Here is a 17,334-nt window from a genome sequence, read left to right as displayed (position 1 = left end):
GAACAATTATTTTTTTAGGCCGTAATCAGGCGTTGTACTCTTCGTAGTCTGCTTCTACCGCGTGTTTCAACTGCTTAAGAAAACCCGGTTCCGCACTGGTAATCCGGTTCCAGCTCGGAATAAAAGGGGTTTCCATCGGGTTCTGTAAAAACGCCTGCCCCGCTTTCACCAGGTTGCTGGCAAAAAGTTCTACGGTCTGTTCTTCCTTGTGGATGTCAAAGTTCAGACCATTGATGATGGCGTCATTGCGGTAGGTTTCGACAAAATCCAGCGCCACGCGGAAATAGGTGGCCTTGATACTGCGGAAGGTTTCGGACGAGAACACCGTCCCCTGGGTGGCCAGCTTGCGAAAAAACGATTTGGCAATATCGATCGACATCTTCGACAGGCCGCAATGCTCATCGTCGAAGGATACATTCTGGTGTTTGTGGTCGTAGGCGTGGGCGATATCCACCTGACAAAGACGGTTGGTGGAATAGTTGCGGTGCATTTCGGAGAGCACGCCAATCTCCAGTCCCCAGTCACTGGGGATGCGCAGGTCGTTGATGACATCGCGCCGGAAAGAGAATTCACCGGCCAGGGAGTAGCGGAAACTGTCCATGTACTCCAGATAAGGGGTGTGGCCGTAGATTTTTTTCAGGGTGCGGATCAGTGGGGTGACCAGCAGGCGGCATACGCGGCCGTTGATCTTGCCGTTGGCGACGCGGGAATAATAGCCCTTACAGAATTCGTAATTGAAGTTGGGGTTGGCCACCGGGTAGAAGAGACGGGCCAGCATCATGCGGTCGTAAGTAACGATGTCGCAATCGTGCAGGGCAATGGCTTCACCGCGGCGGGAGGCGAGAATATAGCCGAGGCAATACCACACGTTGCGCCCCTTGCCCGCGTCTTTGGGAGCCAGGCCGTCGCGCTGTAACTGCGCGTCCAGCTCGCGCAACCTTGGGCCATCGTTCCAGAGCACGCGCACATGTTGCGGCAGTATGCTGAATTGTTTGAGGGCGTCGCGGTATTGGGATTCATTCGCGCGATCAAGGCCGATCACGATTTCGGAAATATAAGGAACTTCCGCCAGAATTTTCAGGATTTTGGGAAGGGCCTCACCTTCGAGTTCGGAGTAGAGGGACGGGAGCAGCAGAGACATGGGGCGATGTTTGGAAAAGCGGATCAGGTCCGCTTCCATATCTTCCAGGCTGCGGTTGGACAGGTTGTGCAGGGTCGTGATGTCGCCATTCTGAAAAAAGTCGGTCACGGTGTGCTTCCTTGTTTTCTGTCAGTGAAAAGGGGTGGAAAAGATTTCCCGAATTGCTTCTGCCCAGCCCTGGGGGCCGGTTTCCCGGGTGGTGATCAGTTTTGGGTGGTGCGGCAGGCTCGGCGGTGCGTGGGTCGGTGAGCGCACAACAATGGCAATGTCGGCCACCTTGAGCATGTCGAGATCATTGGGGCCGTCGCCACTGGCAATAAGTTTGCAGTCGCGGTCGCTGTAGTGTTGATAGGTTTTCTTGAGCAGCCTGGTGGCCAGCCCTTTATCGGTCTGGCCGAGAATATGCAGGAAGCGCCCGCCCTGCAGGGTGCTGAATCCCGCGGCATTGGCGCGGGCAATAAACGCGAGTTTCTGTTGCTCGTCACCTCGCCATTGCAGTGGTTCGGAATAATCCCGCTGGCAGGCCTTTTCGGCTTCTGCGCTGCTTAAACCGGTCGCGGCAACAATTTCCTGATTCGTCGCCGCGGAGAAACTCAGGTAGGGCGTGCCATGTTGTTCACTGTCTTTGCGCAGGAATTTGAGAATGCATTGGCGCGGCGCCCCTGGTTCCAGTATCCAGTAGCCATCGTCGTCCCGGGCCATTTCCGGCTTGCAAGGGAAATAATCCCGGGGAATAAAAATGGCGGAGCCGTTTTCGACGATAAACGGGTGGTGGTTGTGCAGTGCCTCACGCAGCTCGAGTATTTCGTGCCGGGTTTTGCTGCTGTTGAGTATCACCGGAACCCCCTGGGATTCCAGCTGCTGCAAGGTGGCATCGGCGGGCTGGTGGGAATAACTGAAGTGATCCAGCAGGGTGCCGTCGAGGTCACTGGCGATGAGCCACTGGGTATCGGATTGATCGATCGCTAGGTCCGGTACATTTTTCATTATTGATTGCTTGGCCATTTTGCGGTGGCTTGGGCGCTAAACCGGGCATTTGTTCCGGTTTTTTTGCATGCGTTATTTATTAGTGCGGGAATTTCGGGGGCGCGCACTTTGTTGGTGCGTTTTTGGCGCATCTGGCAACACTCGAGTGTTGCTTGTTGCATTCTGGCCGCGATATTCCCCGGGCTTCACTATAGCAGTGCAAGTTAAGGGCCGATTTTTTCGCTAGCGTCGCAAACAGTGTCTTGCGGGAATAAAAAAGGCGACCTGAAGAGGTCGCCTTTTGAGGGTCTGTTAGAAGATCCGTGCGTTGATTGCGCGATACGTCAGGGGGCAACGCAGCTCACACAGCGCACGTAAAGCGCGCGGGGGTCCTTAAAGCTTTTCAGCTCCTGTAGTGGCTGCAGTGCCGGCTGCAGGCTGCTGAACCAGGCGCCGAGCGGCAGGTTCTGCTCGACGCTGGCGGCGATTCGGGCGTCGACATTGTCGGCCAGGGCGCGCATCAGCTTTTCACTGGGTGACAACTCGCGCTGGATTTCCAGCACCTCGAAATTGTCCAGCTGGGCGATCTGGGCGGCATCGGCAATGGCATCCTTGAGATTGCCCAGGTCGTCCACCAGCCCCAGGTCCAGCGCCGCGCGCCCGGTCCAAACCTGGCCCTGGGCAATCTTGTGGACTTCTTCCGGGGTGCTGCTGCGGGCTTCTGCTACCAAGCGCAAGAATTTGCTGTAGGTGTTTTCTACCCCCTGTTGCAGTATATCGGCGGCGGCTTCCGGCAGGGCGCGATCCAGGCGCATGGTGCCGGCCAGCTCGGTTGTGCCCACACCATCGTTGTAGACGCCCAGGTGTTCAAGGGAATCCTCGAAAGTCGGGAAAGCGCCGAACACGCCGATAGAGCCGGTGATGGTGGAGGGAGAGGCCCAGATTTTGTCGCCACCGGCGGCAATCCAGTAGCCGCCGGAAGCGGCCACGCTACCCATGGAGATGATCACCGGGATACCGGCCTCGCGGGTGGCGAGCAGTTCCTGGCGGATGGCTTCAGAGGCAAACGCCGAGCCGCCGGGGCTATCAACACGCAATACCAGTGCCTTGATGTTCTTTTCCCGGGCCTTGGCGATCAGCTGCGAAAGAGTTGTGCTGCCGATCTGTCCAGCGGGCGCTTCGCCATCAACAATGGCTCCGGCGGCACTGATCAGGCCGATTTTATCCCGCTGCAAGCGCGGGTCGGGCAAGTTGGTCAGCTTCATGTGCCGCAGGTAGTCCAGGGCGTTGATGGCGTTGTACAGGGACTTGTCGGCATCGCTGGCGCCCACCAGTTCCTGCAGTTCGGCCACGGCGGCGCGGCGGGTCAGCAGTTTGTCGACAAACTTGTTGGCCAATGCCGCTTCGGCCCAGCTGCCACCCTCTGCCCGCAGTTTTTGCGGTAATTCGGCAATATAGCTGTCCACCGCGTTGGGGGGCAGGTTGCGCAGCCCAGTAACCTGCTCGGTATATTCGGTCCATAGCTGGTGCAACCAGCGCGCATTATTTTCCCGTGAAGCCGGGGACATATCGTCGCGGGTATACGGCTCGATAAAGTCCTTGTAATCACCGACGCGGAATACGTGGAAGTTGACCTTGAGCTTTTCCAGTGCGCTTTTGTAGTAATTGCGATAACTGCCAAAGCCCGTCAGCAGCAGCGACCCCATGGGGTTCAGATACACCTTGTCGGCGTAGCTGGCGAGGAAGTACTGCCCCTGGGTGAAGTTGTCGCCGATGGCGTAGACCGGCTTGTCACTGGCCTTGAAGCGCTGTACCGCTTCACCCACTTCTTCCAGTTTGCTGAGGCTGGCGCCACCCAGGTGATCCAGCTCCATTACCAGCGCGGTGATACGGTTGTCGTCTGCGGCGCGATCGATGGCGTCTACCAGATCCTTGACCCGGGTTTCCGGCGGTGTGGCGCGGCCGCCGAGAAACACCGGGATACCGGTGGGTTGGCTCAGTTCGTCAACCAGTGCGCCGCCGGGGGCCACTTTGAGGGCGGCGCCCTGGGGCACGGTAATACGCTCTTCACCACCGAATATGACGATGCCGATAAACAGCAGCAGCAACAAAAACAGCAGGTTGGTAAACACCCGGCGCAGCCAGGTAATGGCGCCGCCGATGGCGCCAAAAAATCGGCGCACAGGGCCGCGGTGACGGGTTGCTTCGGTCAAACCTGAAACTCCTTGTGTCGGTCTGTTTCGTCTCAAACGGGTTATGTGGCGGTATCGCTACCGGGATTGCGCATTTTGCAACTGAACTTGCCAGCGGCTGGCCATCATTGCGGAAACAAACAGGATAAGGCTCAGGGCTGTCAGTACGCCATGTTGCCAGCCGCGTGTAGGCATCATTACATCGACGATACCGGCGGTTATATACAGCAATAGAATGAAACATAGCCACAGATAACTGCGCTGTTGCTGTTTCAGCATGCCGGGCAGCACCAGCAGCAGAGGAATTGTCTGCAGCAGCCACCACTTCAGGGAGCCGTCGAGAAACAGGTTCCACACGGCGAACAGTAGCAAAAGTCCACCGTAGCAGACCCAGTTCAGCTTCCTGGCAATTTCCAGCTTGCGCGCGACCTGAGCGGTATCGATGACCTTGGGTTGTTTCGCCATATTCAGTCCTCCAACTGCTGAGCCAGTTTGCCGATTCGGGCGCCAAGGGCGCGGCACAGGCTGCTTTCATCATCGCTCAGCTGGCCGTTATTGCCGCCGGCCCAGTGGGAGGCACCGTAGGGCGTGCCGCCGGTGGTGGTGTGCATCAGGGCCGCTTCGGAATAAGGGATGCCCGCGATCACCATGCCGTGGTGCAGCAGTGGCAACATCATGGAGATCAGGGTGCTTTCCTGTCCGCCGTGCAGGCTGCCGGTGGACGTGAATACCGCGGCGGGTTTGCCGGTGAGGCTGCCGTCCAGCCACATGTCGCTGGTCTGGTCGAGAAAATAGCGCAGTGGCGCGGCCATGTTGCCAAAGCGGGTGGGACTACCTAGCAGCAGGCCGTGGCAGTGGCGTAAATCGTCGGCGGTGCAGTAGGGCGCGCCACTGTCCGGCACCGGGGCGACACTGGCCTGGGTATCCGGGGAAACCGGGGGCACGGTGCGCAGGCGTGCACAGAGCCCCGCCTGTTCCACGCCGCGGGCCAGCTCGGCGGCCATTTTCGCGGTGGCGCCGTTGCGGCTGTAATAGAGAATCAATACGTAGGGCTCCGCCTTCGGAGAAGAGGCCATCACAGAAGCTCCAGCACGTTTTCTGGCGGACGGCCGAGCACGGCCTGATTGCCCTTGACGACGATGGGGCGCTCAATCAGCTTGGGGTGTGTGGCCATCGCCTGAACCAGCGCCTCGTCACTGAGGGCGGGGTCTTTCAGGTTCAGTTCCTTGTAGGCGTCTTCACCTTTGCGCAGCAGGTCGCGAGCGCCAATACCGAGCTTTTGCAGCAGGGATTGCAGGGTGGCGGCGTCAGGCGGTGTCTCCAGATAGAGCACGACTTGGGGCTCTACATTATTGTCCTGCAGCACTTGCAGGGTCTGGCGGGATTTTGAGCAGCGGGGGTTATGGTAGATCGTCCACATCGAAGGGGTATCCTGTTAAGGTTTGGCGTATTCTAACAGGTGACTGTTGGCCGTCCATGAAGCTGTCTGAATCGTGAACTACGCTGGGGTATGGCGTATTTTTTAGACAGAGTGCACGGCGTTATTCACCGGGTTCTGGGGAGAATCCGGCAAACATGGCTATATAACAAACTGAGAAGACCCATGACTGAAATGGTGCACCGCTGGCGTCGCTTCTTTACTTCATTGTGGACGGTATTCAACGAAAAGAATTGCCGCCAGAATGCCGCCGCGCTGACATATATGACACTCTTCGCCATAGTACCGCTGGTAACAGTGAGCTATGCCATGCTGTCGCTGTTCCCGGATTTCGCGGGGCTGGAAAGCAAAATCCAGCAGCAGATATTTTCCCACTTCGTGCCGGAGAGCGGTCGCGAGGTACAGGAGTACATCAATAATTTTTCGGTGCAGGCCCAGCGCTTGACCGGCGCCGGTATTGCCATATTGCTGCTGACCGCCGGCTTTATGCTGAAAAATATCGAGTCCACCTTCAATGCCATCTGGGATATTCCCAAGGGGCGCAAAGGGGTCTCCAGCTTTCTTCTCTACTGGGCCATCCTGAGCCTGGGGCCGATATTGCTGGGCGCGGGCATGGCCGCCACCACTTATCTTTTCTCGCAAAAGGTCATTGCCCAGAACGACAGCCTCGGTTTGCTGCCGGTGGTGCTGCGGGTTCTGCCATTCATCTTTACCGCCATTGCCTTCACCTTGCTGTTTGTGGCGGTACCCAATTGCCGCGTGCCCCTGAGGCACGGTTTTGCCGGAGGTGTGATCACTGCCATTGCGTTTGAGGCAGCCAAATACCTGTTCGGTGCCATCGTATCGCGCAGCTCGGTACAGGCGATTTACGGCGCCTTTGCGTTTGTGCCGCTGTTCCTGATCTGGATCTACACCCTGTGGATGATCGTGCTGGCGGGTTGCGTGCTGGTGCGGACACTGTCTGCCTACCACGCGGCGGCTCAGGGGCGCAATTACTCGGATCTGGTGGCGACCCTGGTATTGATGTCGAAGTTCTTCGGCAATTATCAGAAGGGGCTACCGGTGAGCGAGCAGGATATTTCCCGCGCCGGAATTCGCCCGGCGCAGTGGCGGCGCATCCGCGAAATCCTGCAGATCAACAAGGTGATTGCGCAAACCGAGCGCAATGATCATGTGCTGGTGCGGGACCTGGATTCCATTACCCTGAGGCAGATGCTGGACTGGCTGCATCCGGCGCCGGTGCCGGAAGGGGGGCACCGTGAACTGCAGGCGCGCCCCTGGTTCCGCGAAGTGGATGCGCGCTTTCGCGAGGCGCAGGACTTCTCTCACGCGCATCTTTCCCAGAGCCTCGGGGATCTGTTCCGGGACTCTATGGCGAAGGAAATTCTGGAAAAGTCGGTGGACACTTCGGCTGAAGCCGAAGCCGGCGCGAGTGCAAAAGAATTACCTGCACCGGACAAGGGCAGCAGTGGAGCCAATAATAAATCCTCCAGTAAAGGAAGCAGCCGCAATGCCCGCGCCAAATCGTCAAGTCGTACCGCGAACTCCTGAGCGACGTTTACTCGCCTGCTTGCTGTCGTTCAGCGCACTGCTGTTTCTTGGTTGCGAGGGCTCCAGTGGCGGCCTGCGCTCCCTCGATGGCGAGCGGCTGGATACCGAAGGCAAGATACTGCTGGTGAACTACTGGGCCGAGTGGTGTGCCCCCTGCCGGGAAGAGATCCCGGAACTGAACGCCTTTTACCAGGCGCACAAAGACGATGTGCTGGTTCTGGGGATCAATTTTGATCAGTTGCCCGCGGAGCAGGTCGCGGAGCAGGCGCGAAAATTCGGTATCGCGTTTCCGCTGTTGGCGTCAGCCCCGGAAGGGCGCTGGGGGCAGACGGTGCCGCAGGTGCTGCCTTCCACCTTTATCATCGATGCCAGCGGCCAGTGGCAGCGGACTCTGGTTGGCCCGCAGACATCCGCTTCTCTCGCCGATGCCGTGGCGTCGGTTGTCAAGCATCCCTAGTGGCGCTGTGATCTGCTTCTAGGGGTATAACCAAACTGTCTTTAAGGGAAATGTGCGCCAACTGTTAGGATGCGTGCAAATTTTTACCGGCAAAATTTGTAAATCGGGACTTAAAAACCCATGCAATTGAGTGCAGTGATTCTCCTGGCAGTGTATCTCCTTCTGATCTGGCCACTGGCGCGCTGGCACCGCAGCCGCAACTCCCTCGCGCCGGCAGTGTTCGCCGGCCTGTTGTTGGGGGTGTTGCTGGGTGGCTTTATGCACCTGGCGGAAGGCTGGGGTGTGAATGTGCCCTGGGTGCTGGACTGGGTGGGATTGATTGGTGAGGGCTACGTCAACCTGCTGCACCTGCTGGTCATGCCATTGGTGCTTATCTCGATTCTCGCTGCGGTAGTGAAGGTCAGCAATACCCGCTCGCTGGGCAAGATCAGTGTTTCTGTACTGGCAGTATTGCTCGGCACCACGGCCATCGCGGCATTGATCGGCGTGTTGATCGCACACCTGTTCGGGTTGTCTGCAGAGGGCCTGGTGGAGGGCGCCCGGGAGGCTGCGCGGGTAGAAGTGCTCAACGAGCGCATTGGCCGGGTCAGCGGCCTCAGTATTCCGGAAATTCTCACCTCATTTATTCCGCGCAATATCTTTGCAGACCTCGCCGGCCAGCGCGATACCTCGGTGATTGCGGTGGTGATTTTTGCCGTGTTGCTGGGGTTGGCTGCGTTGGCGGTACGCCGGGAAAATCCGGAGCAGGGTGCCGCCATCGAGCAGTTTGTCTCCGTGGCCCAGGCCTGGGTGATGAAGTTGGTGCGCCTGATTATGGCGTTTACCCCCTACGGGGTAATGGCTCTGGTGACCGCGCTGATTGCCAAGTCCAGCTGGGCGGATATCTTCAACCTGTTCAACTTTGTCGCCGCTTCGTTTGTGGCCATCGCGCTGATGTTTGTGGTGCATGCGCTGCTGTTGCTGGTCAATGGCATCAGCCCGCTGCATTATTTTGCCAAGGTGTGGCCGGTGCTGGTGTTTGCCTTCAGCTCGCGCTCCAGTGCCGCGACGATTCCGCTGAATGTGGAAACCCAGATCGACGAGCTGAAGAACTCCCCGGCGATTGCCAACTTCTCTGCCTCCTTCGGTGCCACCATCGGCCAGAACGGCTGCGCCGGTATTTACCCGGCGATGCTGGCGGTGATGGTCGCGGTGCCCCTGGGGATCAATGTCTTCGATCCGGTGTGGTTGACCTCCCTGATCGCAGTGATCGTGATCAGCTCCTTTGGTATCGCCGGTGTCGGTGGCGGTGCCACCTTTGCTGCGCTGGTGGTATTGCCGGCCATGGGGCTTCCGGTACAGATTGCCGCACTGCTGATCTCGGTGGAGCCGCTCATTGATATGGCGCGCACCGCGCTGAATGTGAATGGCGCTATGACCGCGGGTACCCTGACCCAGCGCTGGCTGGGCGGCAGCCGGGGGGAAGGTGGCGATACCGGTGATAATAACGAGTCTGCGGAGGCCGCCTGACGGCTCTGAATGAGCGTGACCGCATTGATCAATGCGGTCTGCCTGTATCGGGCTTCGTATCTCATACCCTGAGTCTCATAACCTGCATTTCATAACCTGCATTTCATAAAAAGTTCCACAGAGTTCAGGAACTATTCAGCCAGCCCTGCTTAAAGTGCTCCCATCGGCCGCCATGGCCAGTAAAACATGCCGCAGGCAGGGTCTAAGGGAGCACGGAACATGGTCAACTTTCACAAACTCATCAAGCCGCTGGCCTTCGCCGGCCTTACTACCACACTGGTGGGCGTCAGCGCCGGCACTGCTGCCGGTGAGAGCGGCTATTACGAGGGCCAGGATGGCTACGACTACGCCATAGTCACCGGCGTCACACCTGTCTACAACGATATCCAGGTCGTTGAGCCCCGCACCCAGTGTTGGGATCAGACCGTTACTTACCAGCAACCTTCTCCTGCAGGCGCTATTATCGGCGGCCTGATCGGCGCTGCCGTGGGGCGCGATGCCGCGCGCGGTTACCGCCACGGCTGGGGTCGCCGTGGCCACTACCACCGTGGCAACAAAGGTGCCGGTATGGTGGCCGGAGCCGCGGTGGGTGCAGTGGTGGGCAGTGCCATCAGCCGTGGTACGGCACCGGTGCAATACGGCACCCAGCAGCGCTGCCAGGTAGTGGAAGAAGTCAGTAGTCGTCGGGAATTGGTCGGATATGACGTAAACTACCGCTACAACGGTCAGGAATATCTGATTCGCACTGACCGCCATCCGGGGGATAGAATCCGGGTTCGAGTCGACGTCACGCCGGTCCTTTGAGGTAGCCCGACCAGCGCTTTGGAAATATCAGGAGCAGTATTGTGAAATTCCCAGCTACCCCAAGGTTCGCAAAGGCAGCGATGGTATTGGTGATCGCCTTGGTGGCCACACTGATTGCCGGGCCTCTTTATGCGGGGCAGCAGTCCGGTGTTCTTCCACTGTCGGCACCCGAGTCGGTGTTGCGGGTAAGCCTGGGGGGCGAGCGCAGCAAGCCGCAGCTGTTTTCCAGTATTCGTACACAGAACAAAAGCATCTCCCGGGATCAGGCCGCGGCGCTGGTCAAGCGCCGTTACGGGGGCAAGATCCTGGCCATCAGTGAAGTGCAGCGCAACGGTCGCAGCATGTACCGGGTCAAGGGACTTTCCGATAAAAGCCAGGTCTATGTAGTGTTTGTGGACAAGCAGAGCGGGCAGATTTCCCGCTAGGTCCAGGCTGGAAACCGATTAGTAGAGGAAAATTTATGCGCGCATTGCTGGTGGAAGACGAGCATGTCCTGCGGGAACAGTTGGCGGTGTCCCTGCGCAAGGCGGGTTACACCGTCGACGAGGCGCCGGATGGTGAAGAGGCGTTGTATCTGGGCCGCGAATATCCCTACGATATCGCGGTAATGGACCTGGGGCTCCCCAAGGTTGATGGCATTGCGGTCATTGAGACCCTGCGCAAAGAGGCGCGGCATTTCCCGATCCTGATTCTCACTGCCCGCGGCCACTGGCAGGAACGGGTGCGCGGCCTGGAAGCGGGTGGCGACGACTACCTGACCAAACCTTTTCATACCGAGGAACTGCTCGCGCGGCTGAATGCCCTGGTGCGGCGCTCTGCCGGTTTTTCCTCCCCCACCATCAGCGCCGGCCCCATCGAGCTGGATACCAGTTCCCAGCGGGTGAATGTGTCCGGCAGCGAGCTGGAGCTTACCTCTTTTGAGTACAAGGTACTGGAATACCTGATGCTGCACCCGGACGAAGTGGTTTCCAAAACCACCTTGACCGAACACATTTACGAGCAGGACTGTGACCGCGACAGTAATGTGATCGAAGTGTTTATCGGTCGCTTGCGTAAGAAGCTGGATGCGGCGGGCGGGGTAAAACCCATTGAAACCCTGCGGGGGCGCGGTTACCGGTTTACCGCTGTTGAAGGCTGACCCCTTGTTTTCTCGCCTTTCGCGCCGATGGCGGGCTATAGGCCGCGCATGGTTGCCTCAGCTCCGCTCATGGCTGTCTATCGTCCGCTCATGGCTGCCTAAATTCCGCTTGTGGCACTCCCTTTCCGGCCGTCTCTCGCTGATGGCCACGTTGATCCTGCTGGTATTTCTCGCCGTCCTCTCCGGTGTCCTGGAGCGGGCGTACCGCACCTCCCTGGACGAGGCCAAGGTGCGGGAACTGCAGTTGCACATTTACACCCTGCTGGCCGTGGCCGAGCCCGATGGCAACACATTGCAACTGCCATTCAACCTGCCGGAGCAGCGATTCAACCAGCCGGACTCCGGCCTGATCGGTGCGGTTATGGATGCCCGCGGGCGGGTTATCTGGCGCTCCCAGTCGGCCCTGAGCCTGCCGAATTTTTCTGCATTACCGCTGCCCCTGCCGCTGCGCCAGGGGCAGGAAGTGTTTGCGGAAATCCAATTACCCGACCTCAGCACACCGTACAGCAGTTTCCGCCAGGGCATCGCCTGGGGGCTGGACAATGAACTGCAGTTTACCTTTGTGGTGCTCGAAGATGCCGGGCCGCTACATGCCCAGGTACGACAGTTCAGTAGCACCCTGTGGCGCTGGCTGGCGATCGGCGCCCTGGCCCTGATTGCGGTGCAGTTACTGGTATTGCGCTGGGGGCTGGCGCCTCTGCGCAGTGTGGCGCACGCGCTGAAACGGATGCAGCAGGGTGGCACGGATACCTTGCAGGGGCATTTCCCCCGCGAGCTGGTCCCGCTGACCGACAACCTCAATCTGCTGATCGAAAACGAGCGCCGCCAGCGGGAAAAGACCCGCCACACCCTGGGGGATCTCGCCCACAGTCTGAAAACGCCCCTCGCGGTATTGAAGGGGATGGACATCGCCGCCGACCCGCAGGGGGCCCAGGCCGCCCTGGCCGAGCAGGTGCAGCGTATGGATGGCATCATCAGTTACCAGCTGAAGCGCGCGGTGGCCACTTCTCCCAAATCCATTCTGCGCGGCGTTGCCGTTCAGCCCCAGGCCGAGAAAATCCTCACCGCGCTGGACAAGGTCTACCGCAAAAAATCCGTAAACGCAGAGTTAATCTGTGACGATTCGGTGTTGTTTTACGGGGATGAAGGTGACCTGATGGAAATGCTCGGCAACCTGCTGGACAATGGTTACAAATACGGCGGCGGTAAGCTGCTGGCGGAAATCTGCAATACCGCTGACCAGCGCGGACTAGAAATCGTGGTCTCCGACAATGGCCCCGGTTTGAGCCAGGCCCAGTGGCAGCAGGTAATACAGCGTGGCGTGCGCGCCGACCAGCAGCAACAGGGGCAGGGTATTGGCCTTGCCGTGGTGGTGGATATTGTGGAGAGTTACCACGGCCGTATTGATATCCTTCCGCCGGGGGAAGCCCGCGATCCGCACCTGGCCCGCGATCCGCACCTGGACGGCCTCGCGGTGCGAATAATTATTTAAGCGGGTTTTGAAGCTCAGTAAACGAATAATAAAAAGGAATTGCCAATGTTCGTTTCTCTCACCTTAGCAAAAATGTTTTCACCAAGATGTCCGCGCAAATCGCGGGCTCTGCCTCGCGCATTGATGGGGTTGCTGGTCTCACTTGGCTCCGCGGTGTGCTTGTCGGCAGCCGCTGGCGTCGAAACCAGTGGGCAGAAATCTCCCTGGCCCGGTGGTGCCGAGGTGGCGGTGGTGCTGACCTACGATGACGCCCTCGATTCCCACCTGGACATCGCCATTCCCCAGCTGAATGAGCACAAACTGCCGGCTACCTTCTATATCTCCGGTGCGCGACCTTCCATTCGCATGCGTCTGCACGAGTGGCGCCGGGCTGCCCAGCGTGGGCACGAGCTTGGTAACCATATGCTTTACCACCCCTGCCGAAAATCTCTTTCCAACCGCAGCTGGGTCAAACCCTGGCAGGATCTGGATAATTACACCCTGGATCAGTTCGTAGATGAAGTGCAGGCGACTAACAGCATGCTCGAAGCCATCGACGGCAAAAAGCAGCGCACCTTTGCCTACCCCTGTGGTGACATGACGGCCGGGGGCGAAGATGTGATTCCCGAACTGAAAAAACTGGTGCCCGCGGCACGCTTGTTTTCCGGCGATGGGCAGCACCAGATTGACGACCGCGATTTTTACCGTGTGGCATCCTTCGATGGTGCCGAAAAGAGTGCGCAAGAACTGATTCAGGTAGTAGAAGCGGCGCGGGAAAATCACAGTCTGGTAGGCTTTATGTTTCACGGTGTGGGTGGTGACTATATTACCGTTTCGTCAGAGGCCCATCAGGCATTGCTGGAGCACCTGGCGGCCCACCCAAACCGCTACTGGGTGGCCACCATGCGCGAAGCAATTGCGCACCTGAAGCGGGAGCAGGCGCGGCAGTCGCTGTAGTTGACGAATAACCCCATTTCCCCGAATTCTATTTATTGATCTGTTTGTTTATCTATTTATATATCTATGGAGTACCCAGTGAATTTCCGGTCCAAAATTTCGCGGCTTGCGGCGTCGCTGTTGTTCTGTCCTCTGGCTGCGGTGGCGGGTGTCTCGCCGGTAGCGCAGAGCACCGCGGACTATGCGGTAGATCAGTACGAGGCGGCGATGACCGATACCCTTGCCGATCTGGTTCAGTTCAAGACGGTGGCGCGGGAAGACCTGCCGTTGGAAAAGAACCCCGAGTTCACCGGTTTCAAACGCACCCTGTGCGACAAGGCCATTGCGCTGGGTCTGGAATGTGAAGATCACGGCTATGTGGTGATCGTCGCGTTGGGGCAGGGTGAAGAGAAGATCGGCATTGTCACCCACGGCGATGTGCAGCCGGCCAATCCGGCCAAGTGGAAGAAGAGTCCGTTTGAGCTGGATCGCACCAGTGAGCCGGGCAAACTGATTGCCCGCGGCAGCGAGGACGACAAGGGGCCCATTGCCACCGCGCTCTATGCGATGAAGGCGATCAAAGACAAGGGCGTGCCGATGCAGCGGCGGGTGGAGTTGATTGTTTACATGGCCGAGGAATCTGACTGGGCGCCGCTGGAAGCCTTCCTGAAAGATTACGACATGCCCGCCTACACCATTACCATCGATGCCGATTACCCGGTGGTGACTGCGGAAAAGGGTTGGAGTGAAGTGCGCACTACCTTCTCTGATGTCGCCGTTGCGGACAAGAGCAAGCCCTTCCTGAGCGAATTCCGCGGTGGCTATTTCCGCAGCCAGGTGCCGGACGAGGCCTACGCCACCGTGGTGCATCCGACTGCCGCGCTGGAAAAAGCGATTCGTGCCCGCGCAGCGAAACATCCGCAGGTGAAATTCGCTTTCGCACACAAGGACGGTGTGTTGGAGATCAGCGCCCGCGGTGTGGCTACCCACAGCTCCGAGCCGGAGCACGGGGTCAACGCCATTGCTTTCCTGGCAGACGCACTGAGTGGCCACGTGTGGCCAGCCAACGCGGCGGGCGCCACAGTGCGTTACATCAATGACCTGATTGGCACCGGCATTGTCGCGGAACAATTTGGCGATATCGCCTACCGCGATGATTTCATGGGGCCGATGACTGCAGCCCTGACCATGGTGAAGGCAGAGGAAAATAAAGAGGAAAATAAACCGGGCCTGACCAGCTATCTGAACCTGCGCCGCCCCACCGGCAAGACCGCCAAAGTACTGGATGCACAAATTCACACTGCCATCGACACCTGGCAGAAAGAGACCGGTATCCAAATGGCCGACGTGAGTGTGCATCTTGGGGAGCCCTACCGTGCAGATAAGGCGCCGCAGGTGGAGCCACTGCTGCAGGTGTTCCGGCACTTTACCGGAATCAAGGATGCGGGACCGGTGTCCGTTGGTGGTTCCACCAATGCCAAGCTGTTTCCCAATGCGGTCAGCTTCGGGCCATCGATGCCGGACAAGGCCTACACCGGGCACTCGGAGCACGAATTCATCACCGCAGATCAGTTGCAGCTGAACCTGAAAATGTACACGGCAATGATGATCGAGATCGCGAACCTCTAACTTGATCCGATGAAATTATTCCGACGTTAAAGACCGTAAATTAAAAAGGGACTGAATAATCAGTCCCTTTTTCGTTGCTCGCGTTTCCGGCTTCAGAACCAGTCTCGCTGCATCTCAAACGGCACCCGGTTACCGGTGTCGAGTAGTGCCAGTTGCGGCTCGATTTCCGGCAGTTCCCACTCAATATAAAAACGCGCGGCCTGTAGTTTGCCGCGGTAGAAATTCACTTCCTCGTCGCTGAGTGCGCTATCTGATTTCAGCTTCTGTGATGCGATGTGTGCCTGGCGCAACCAGATCCAGCTCACGACCACACGGCCAAGGGTATCGAGGTAGAGGGTGGCATTGGCGAGGCCCAGGTCGGCGTCGGCAGCCATTTGTCCCAGCAGGTTTTCGGTCGTGCTGTTGATGTGGTTAAGGCTGTCCCCAACGCATTTGGCCAGCACCTGCAGCTCGGAATCGCTGCCGCAGTCGGTAACGGTTTTGGCGATTTCTGTGGCGAGGTGCTTGTAAGCGGCGAGACCCTTGGCAGGAACTTTGCGCCCGAGCAGGTCCAGTGCCTGGATGCCTTCGGTGCCCTCGTGGATCGGGTTGAGACGGTTGTCGCGGTAGAGCTGCTCCAGGGGGTATTCACGGATATAGCCGGAGCCGCCAAGCACCTGAATCGCCAGATCGTTGGCTTTTAAACAGTACTTGGATGGCCAGGATTTGACGATGGGGGTGAGCAGGTCCAGCAGCTCTGCCGCTTGCTGTCGTTCGCCTTCGGTTTCCGCGCTATGCGTATCTTCGAACAGGGAGGAGGCGTAGAGGCAGAGCGCGAGGCCACCTTCCACATAACTTTTCTGCGTCAGCAGCAACCGCCGGACATCCGCGTGCTGGATGATGGGCAGTTGTTTCGACTGCGGGTCGCGGTTGGACGGCAGGCGGCCCTGTGGCCGCTCTTTGGCATACTGCAACGCGTGCTGGTAACCGCGGTAGCCCAGCACGGCAGCGCCAGTGGCAACACCGATGCGCGCCTCGTTCATCAGCTGGAACATGTAACTGAGGCCCTTGTGGGGCTCACCCACCAGATAGCCTACCGCACCGCCTTCTTCGCCAAAGCTCAGCACCGTCGAGGTGGTGTTGCGATAGCCCATTTTGTGTAGCAGGCCCGCCAGCTGTACGTCATTACGGACAGCCTCTGCACCATTCTCTATCCCGTCCACGGCCCCATCCTCTGCAGGAATTACCTTCGGGACCAGGAACAGGGAAATGCCCTTGACGCCCGCCGGAGCACCTTTGATGCGTGCCAGTACCATATGCACGATATTTTCGGTAATGGACTGGTCGCCACCGGAAATAAACATCTTCTGCCCGTGAATGCGGTAGCTGCCGTCTTCCGCCGGGGTGGCCGTGGTACGGATATCTGCGAGGGCCGAGCCCTGGTCCGGTTCGGTGAGCGCCATGGTGCCCGCGTAGCGGCCATCCATCATCGGTGGCAGATAGCGGCTTTTTAGTTCATCGCTGGCGAAGCTGCGCACCAGGTTGGCGGCCCCCAGGGTAAGAAACGGATAGGCCGCGGTGCCGACGTTGGCGGCGTTGATATAGGCCATGGCCGTGCGCAGGACCACTTCCGGCAATTGCATGCCGCCCTCTTCAAAGTCGTAGTGGGCAGCGAGAAAACCGGCGTCTGCGAACGCCTTCCAGGCCTCGGCGGTTTCGGGTATCAGGGTAACTTTTTCGCCGTCGAAGGTGGGTTCCTGGGCGTCGCCCTTGCTGTAGTGATTGGCGAAGTATTTCTCTGCGATGGCTTTCGCGGTGTCCAGGGTCGCGCTGAAGACTTCCCGGGAGTGTTCGCGGTAGCGGGGGCGTTGTAGCAGTGCCTCGGTGTCGAGAAATTCGTATAGCAGGAACTCGATATCCCGGTCGTTCAGGTACTGCGCGCTCATAACCACTCCAATTCTTGTTATCTAAGAGGCTCGTCTAGTCGACGGTCTAGGGGAATCGGATCAGGGTAGGGAGTGGACCGGAACTCGGCAATGACATATCAGGTAATGGCCCCGGATATATATCTCCAATCAGTTTCCGGGGCCTTATAGATGGGCTATTGGGTAGAAGGGCTATCG

Annotated in this window: 16 protein-coding genes; 9 read left to right on the top strand and 7 right to left on the bottom strand. The window is 58.6% G+C overall.

Annotated features, from left to right (window positions below):
* Positions 1–25 precede the first annotated feature (25 nt).
* The 6 genes from M0G74_RS00610 to arsC all read right to left on the bottom strand — a co-directional run bounded on the left by M0G74_RS00610 (position 26) and on the right by arsC (position 5,719).
* Positions 26–1,249, bottom strand: coding sequence for a glycosyl transferase (locus tag M0G74_RS00610; RefSeq protein WP_248213395.1), 1,224 nt, complete (start codon positions 1,247–1,249; stop codon positions 26–28).
* A 21-nt stretch (positions 1,250–1,270) separates the two neighbouring features.
* Entirely contained in the window at positions 1,271–2,128 is an 858-nt protein-coding gene (locus M0G74_RS00605) for an HAD-IIB family hydrolase (protein ID WP_248213392.1), read from the bottom strand.
* A gap of 323 nt (positions 2,129–2,451) precedes the next feature.
* Positions 2,452–4,320, bottom strand: a complete 1,869-nt coding sequence (gene sppA / locus M0G74_RS00600; RefSeq protein ID WP_248213390.1) for a signal peptide peptidase SppA — start codon at positions 4,318–4,320, stop codon at positions 2,452–2,454.
* Between the two features lie 57 nt (positions 4,321–4,377).
* The gene (locus M0G74_RS00595; RefSeq protein ID WP_160152971.1) at positions 4,378–4,764 is read right to left on the bottom strand and encodes a DUF2069 domain-containing protein; all 387 of its coding nucleotides are present in this window, start codon (positions 4,762–4,764) and stop codon (positions 4,378–4,380) included.
* Between the two features lie 2 nt (positions 4,765–4,766).
* Positions 4,767–5,375: an NAD(P)H:quinone oxidoreductase gene (wrbA, locus tag M0G74_RS00590; RefSeq protein ID WP_248213388.1), complete on the bottom strand. Its 609-nt coding sequence runs from the start codon at positions 5,373–5,375 to the stop codon at positions 4,767–4,769.
* On the bottom strand, positions 5,375–5,719 hold the full coding sequence (arsC, locus tag M0G74_RS00585; protein WP_248213387.1) for an arsenate reductase (glutaredoxin): 345 nt from the start codon (positions 5,717–5,719) through the stop codon (positions 5,375–5,377). The genes wrbA and arsC overlap by 1 nt, the downstream gene beginning before the upstream one ends.
* Before the next feature lie 183 nt (positions 5,720–5,902).
* On the opposite strand from arsC, the gene M0G74_RS00580 reads away from it, so the two are divergent.
* The 9 genes from M0G74_RS00580 (at position 5,903) to M0G74_RS00540 (ending at position 15,232) form a co-directional block, all read left to right on the top strand.
* Positions 5,903–7,288 carry a YihY family inner membrane protein gene (locus tag M0G74_RS00580; protein WP_248213385.1) on the top strand — a complete coding sequence of 462 codons (1,386 nt, stop codon included), beginning with the start codon at positions 5,903–5,905 and terminating at the stop codon, positions 7,286–7,288.
* Positions 7,248–7,745, top strand: coding sequence for a TlpA disulfide reductase family protein (locus M0G74_RS00575; protein WP_248213384.1), 498 nt, complete (start codon positions 7,248–7,250; stop codon positions 7,743–7,745). Before M0G74_RS00580 ends, M0G74_RS00575 begins: the two co-directional genes overlap by 41 nt.
* Positions 7,746–7,865: 120 nt before the next feature.
* Positions 7,866–9,254 carry a cation:dicarboxylase symporter family transporter gene (locus M0G74_RS00570; protein WP_248213382.1) on the top strand — a complete coding sequence of 463 codons (1,389 nt, stop codon included), beginning with the start codon at positions 7,866–7,868 and terminating at the stop codon, positions 9,252–9,254.
* Between the two features lie 219 nt (positions 9,255–9,473).
* Positions 9,474–10,058: a hypothetical protein gene (locus M0G74_RS00565; protein WP_248213381.1), complete on the top strand. Its 585-nt coding sequence runs from the start codon at positions 9,474–9,476 to the stop codon at positions 10,056–10,058.
* Between the two features lie 41 nt (positions 10,059–10,099).
* Positions 10,100–10,483 (top strand): PepSY domain-containing protein, encoded by a 384-nt coding sequence (locus M0G74_RS00560; protein ID WP_248213380.1) that lies wholly within the window; start codon positions 10,100–10,102, stop codon positions 10,481–10,483.
* 35 nt (positions 10,484–10,518) lie between these two features.
* Positions 10,519–11,196: a response regulator transcription factor gene (locus M0G74_RS00555; RefSeq protein WP_160152979.1), complete on the top strand. Its 678-nt coding sequence runs from the start codon at positions 10,519–10,521 to the stop codon at positions 11,194–11,196.
* Positions 11,197–11,338: 142 nt separating this feature from the next.
* The gene (locus tag M0G74_RS00550; protein WP_248213378.1) at positions 11,339–12,688 is read left to right on the top strand and encodes an ATP-binding protein; all 1,350 of its coding nucleotides are present in this window, start codon (positions 11,339–11,341) and stop codon (positions 12,686–12,688) included.
* A 123-nt stretch (positions 12,689–12,811) separates the two neighbouring features.
* Positions 12,812–13,624 carry a polysaccharide deacetylase family protein gene (locus M0G74_RS00545; RefSeq protein ID WP_248213376.1) on the top strand — a complete coding sequence of 271 codons (813 nt, stop codon included), beginning with the start codon at positions 12,812–12,814 and terminating at the stop codon, positions 13,622–13,624.
* Between the two features lie 78 nt (positions 13,625–13,702).
* Positions 13,703–15,232, top strand: a complete 1,530-nt coding sequence (locus M0G74_RS00540) for a dipeptidase (RefSeq protein ID WP_248213370.1) — start codon at positions 13,703–13,705, stop codon at positions 15,230–15,232.
* Between the two features lie 92 nt (positions 15,233–15,324).
* Here the strand turns inward: M0G74_RS00540 and M0G74_RS00535 are convergent, their stop codons facing one another.
* Entirely contained in the window at positions 15,325–17,157 is a 1,833-nt protein-coding gene (locus M0G74_RS00535; RefSeq protein ID WP_248213368.1) for an acyl-CoA dehydrogenase, read from the bottom strand.
* Between the last annotated feature and the right edge of the window lie 177 nt (positions 17,158–17,334).

This window comes from Microbulbifer sp. CAU 1566 (assembly GCF_023156515.1).
GTDB lineage: Bacteria > Pseudomonadota > Gammaproteobacteria > Pseudomonadales > Cellvibrionaceae > Microbulbifer.
Note: the sequence above shows the minus strand (reverse complement) of the source record. Positions and strands in the feature narration are given on the sequence as shown.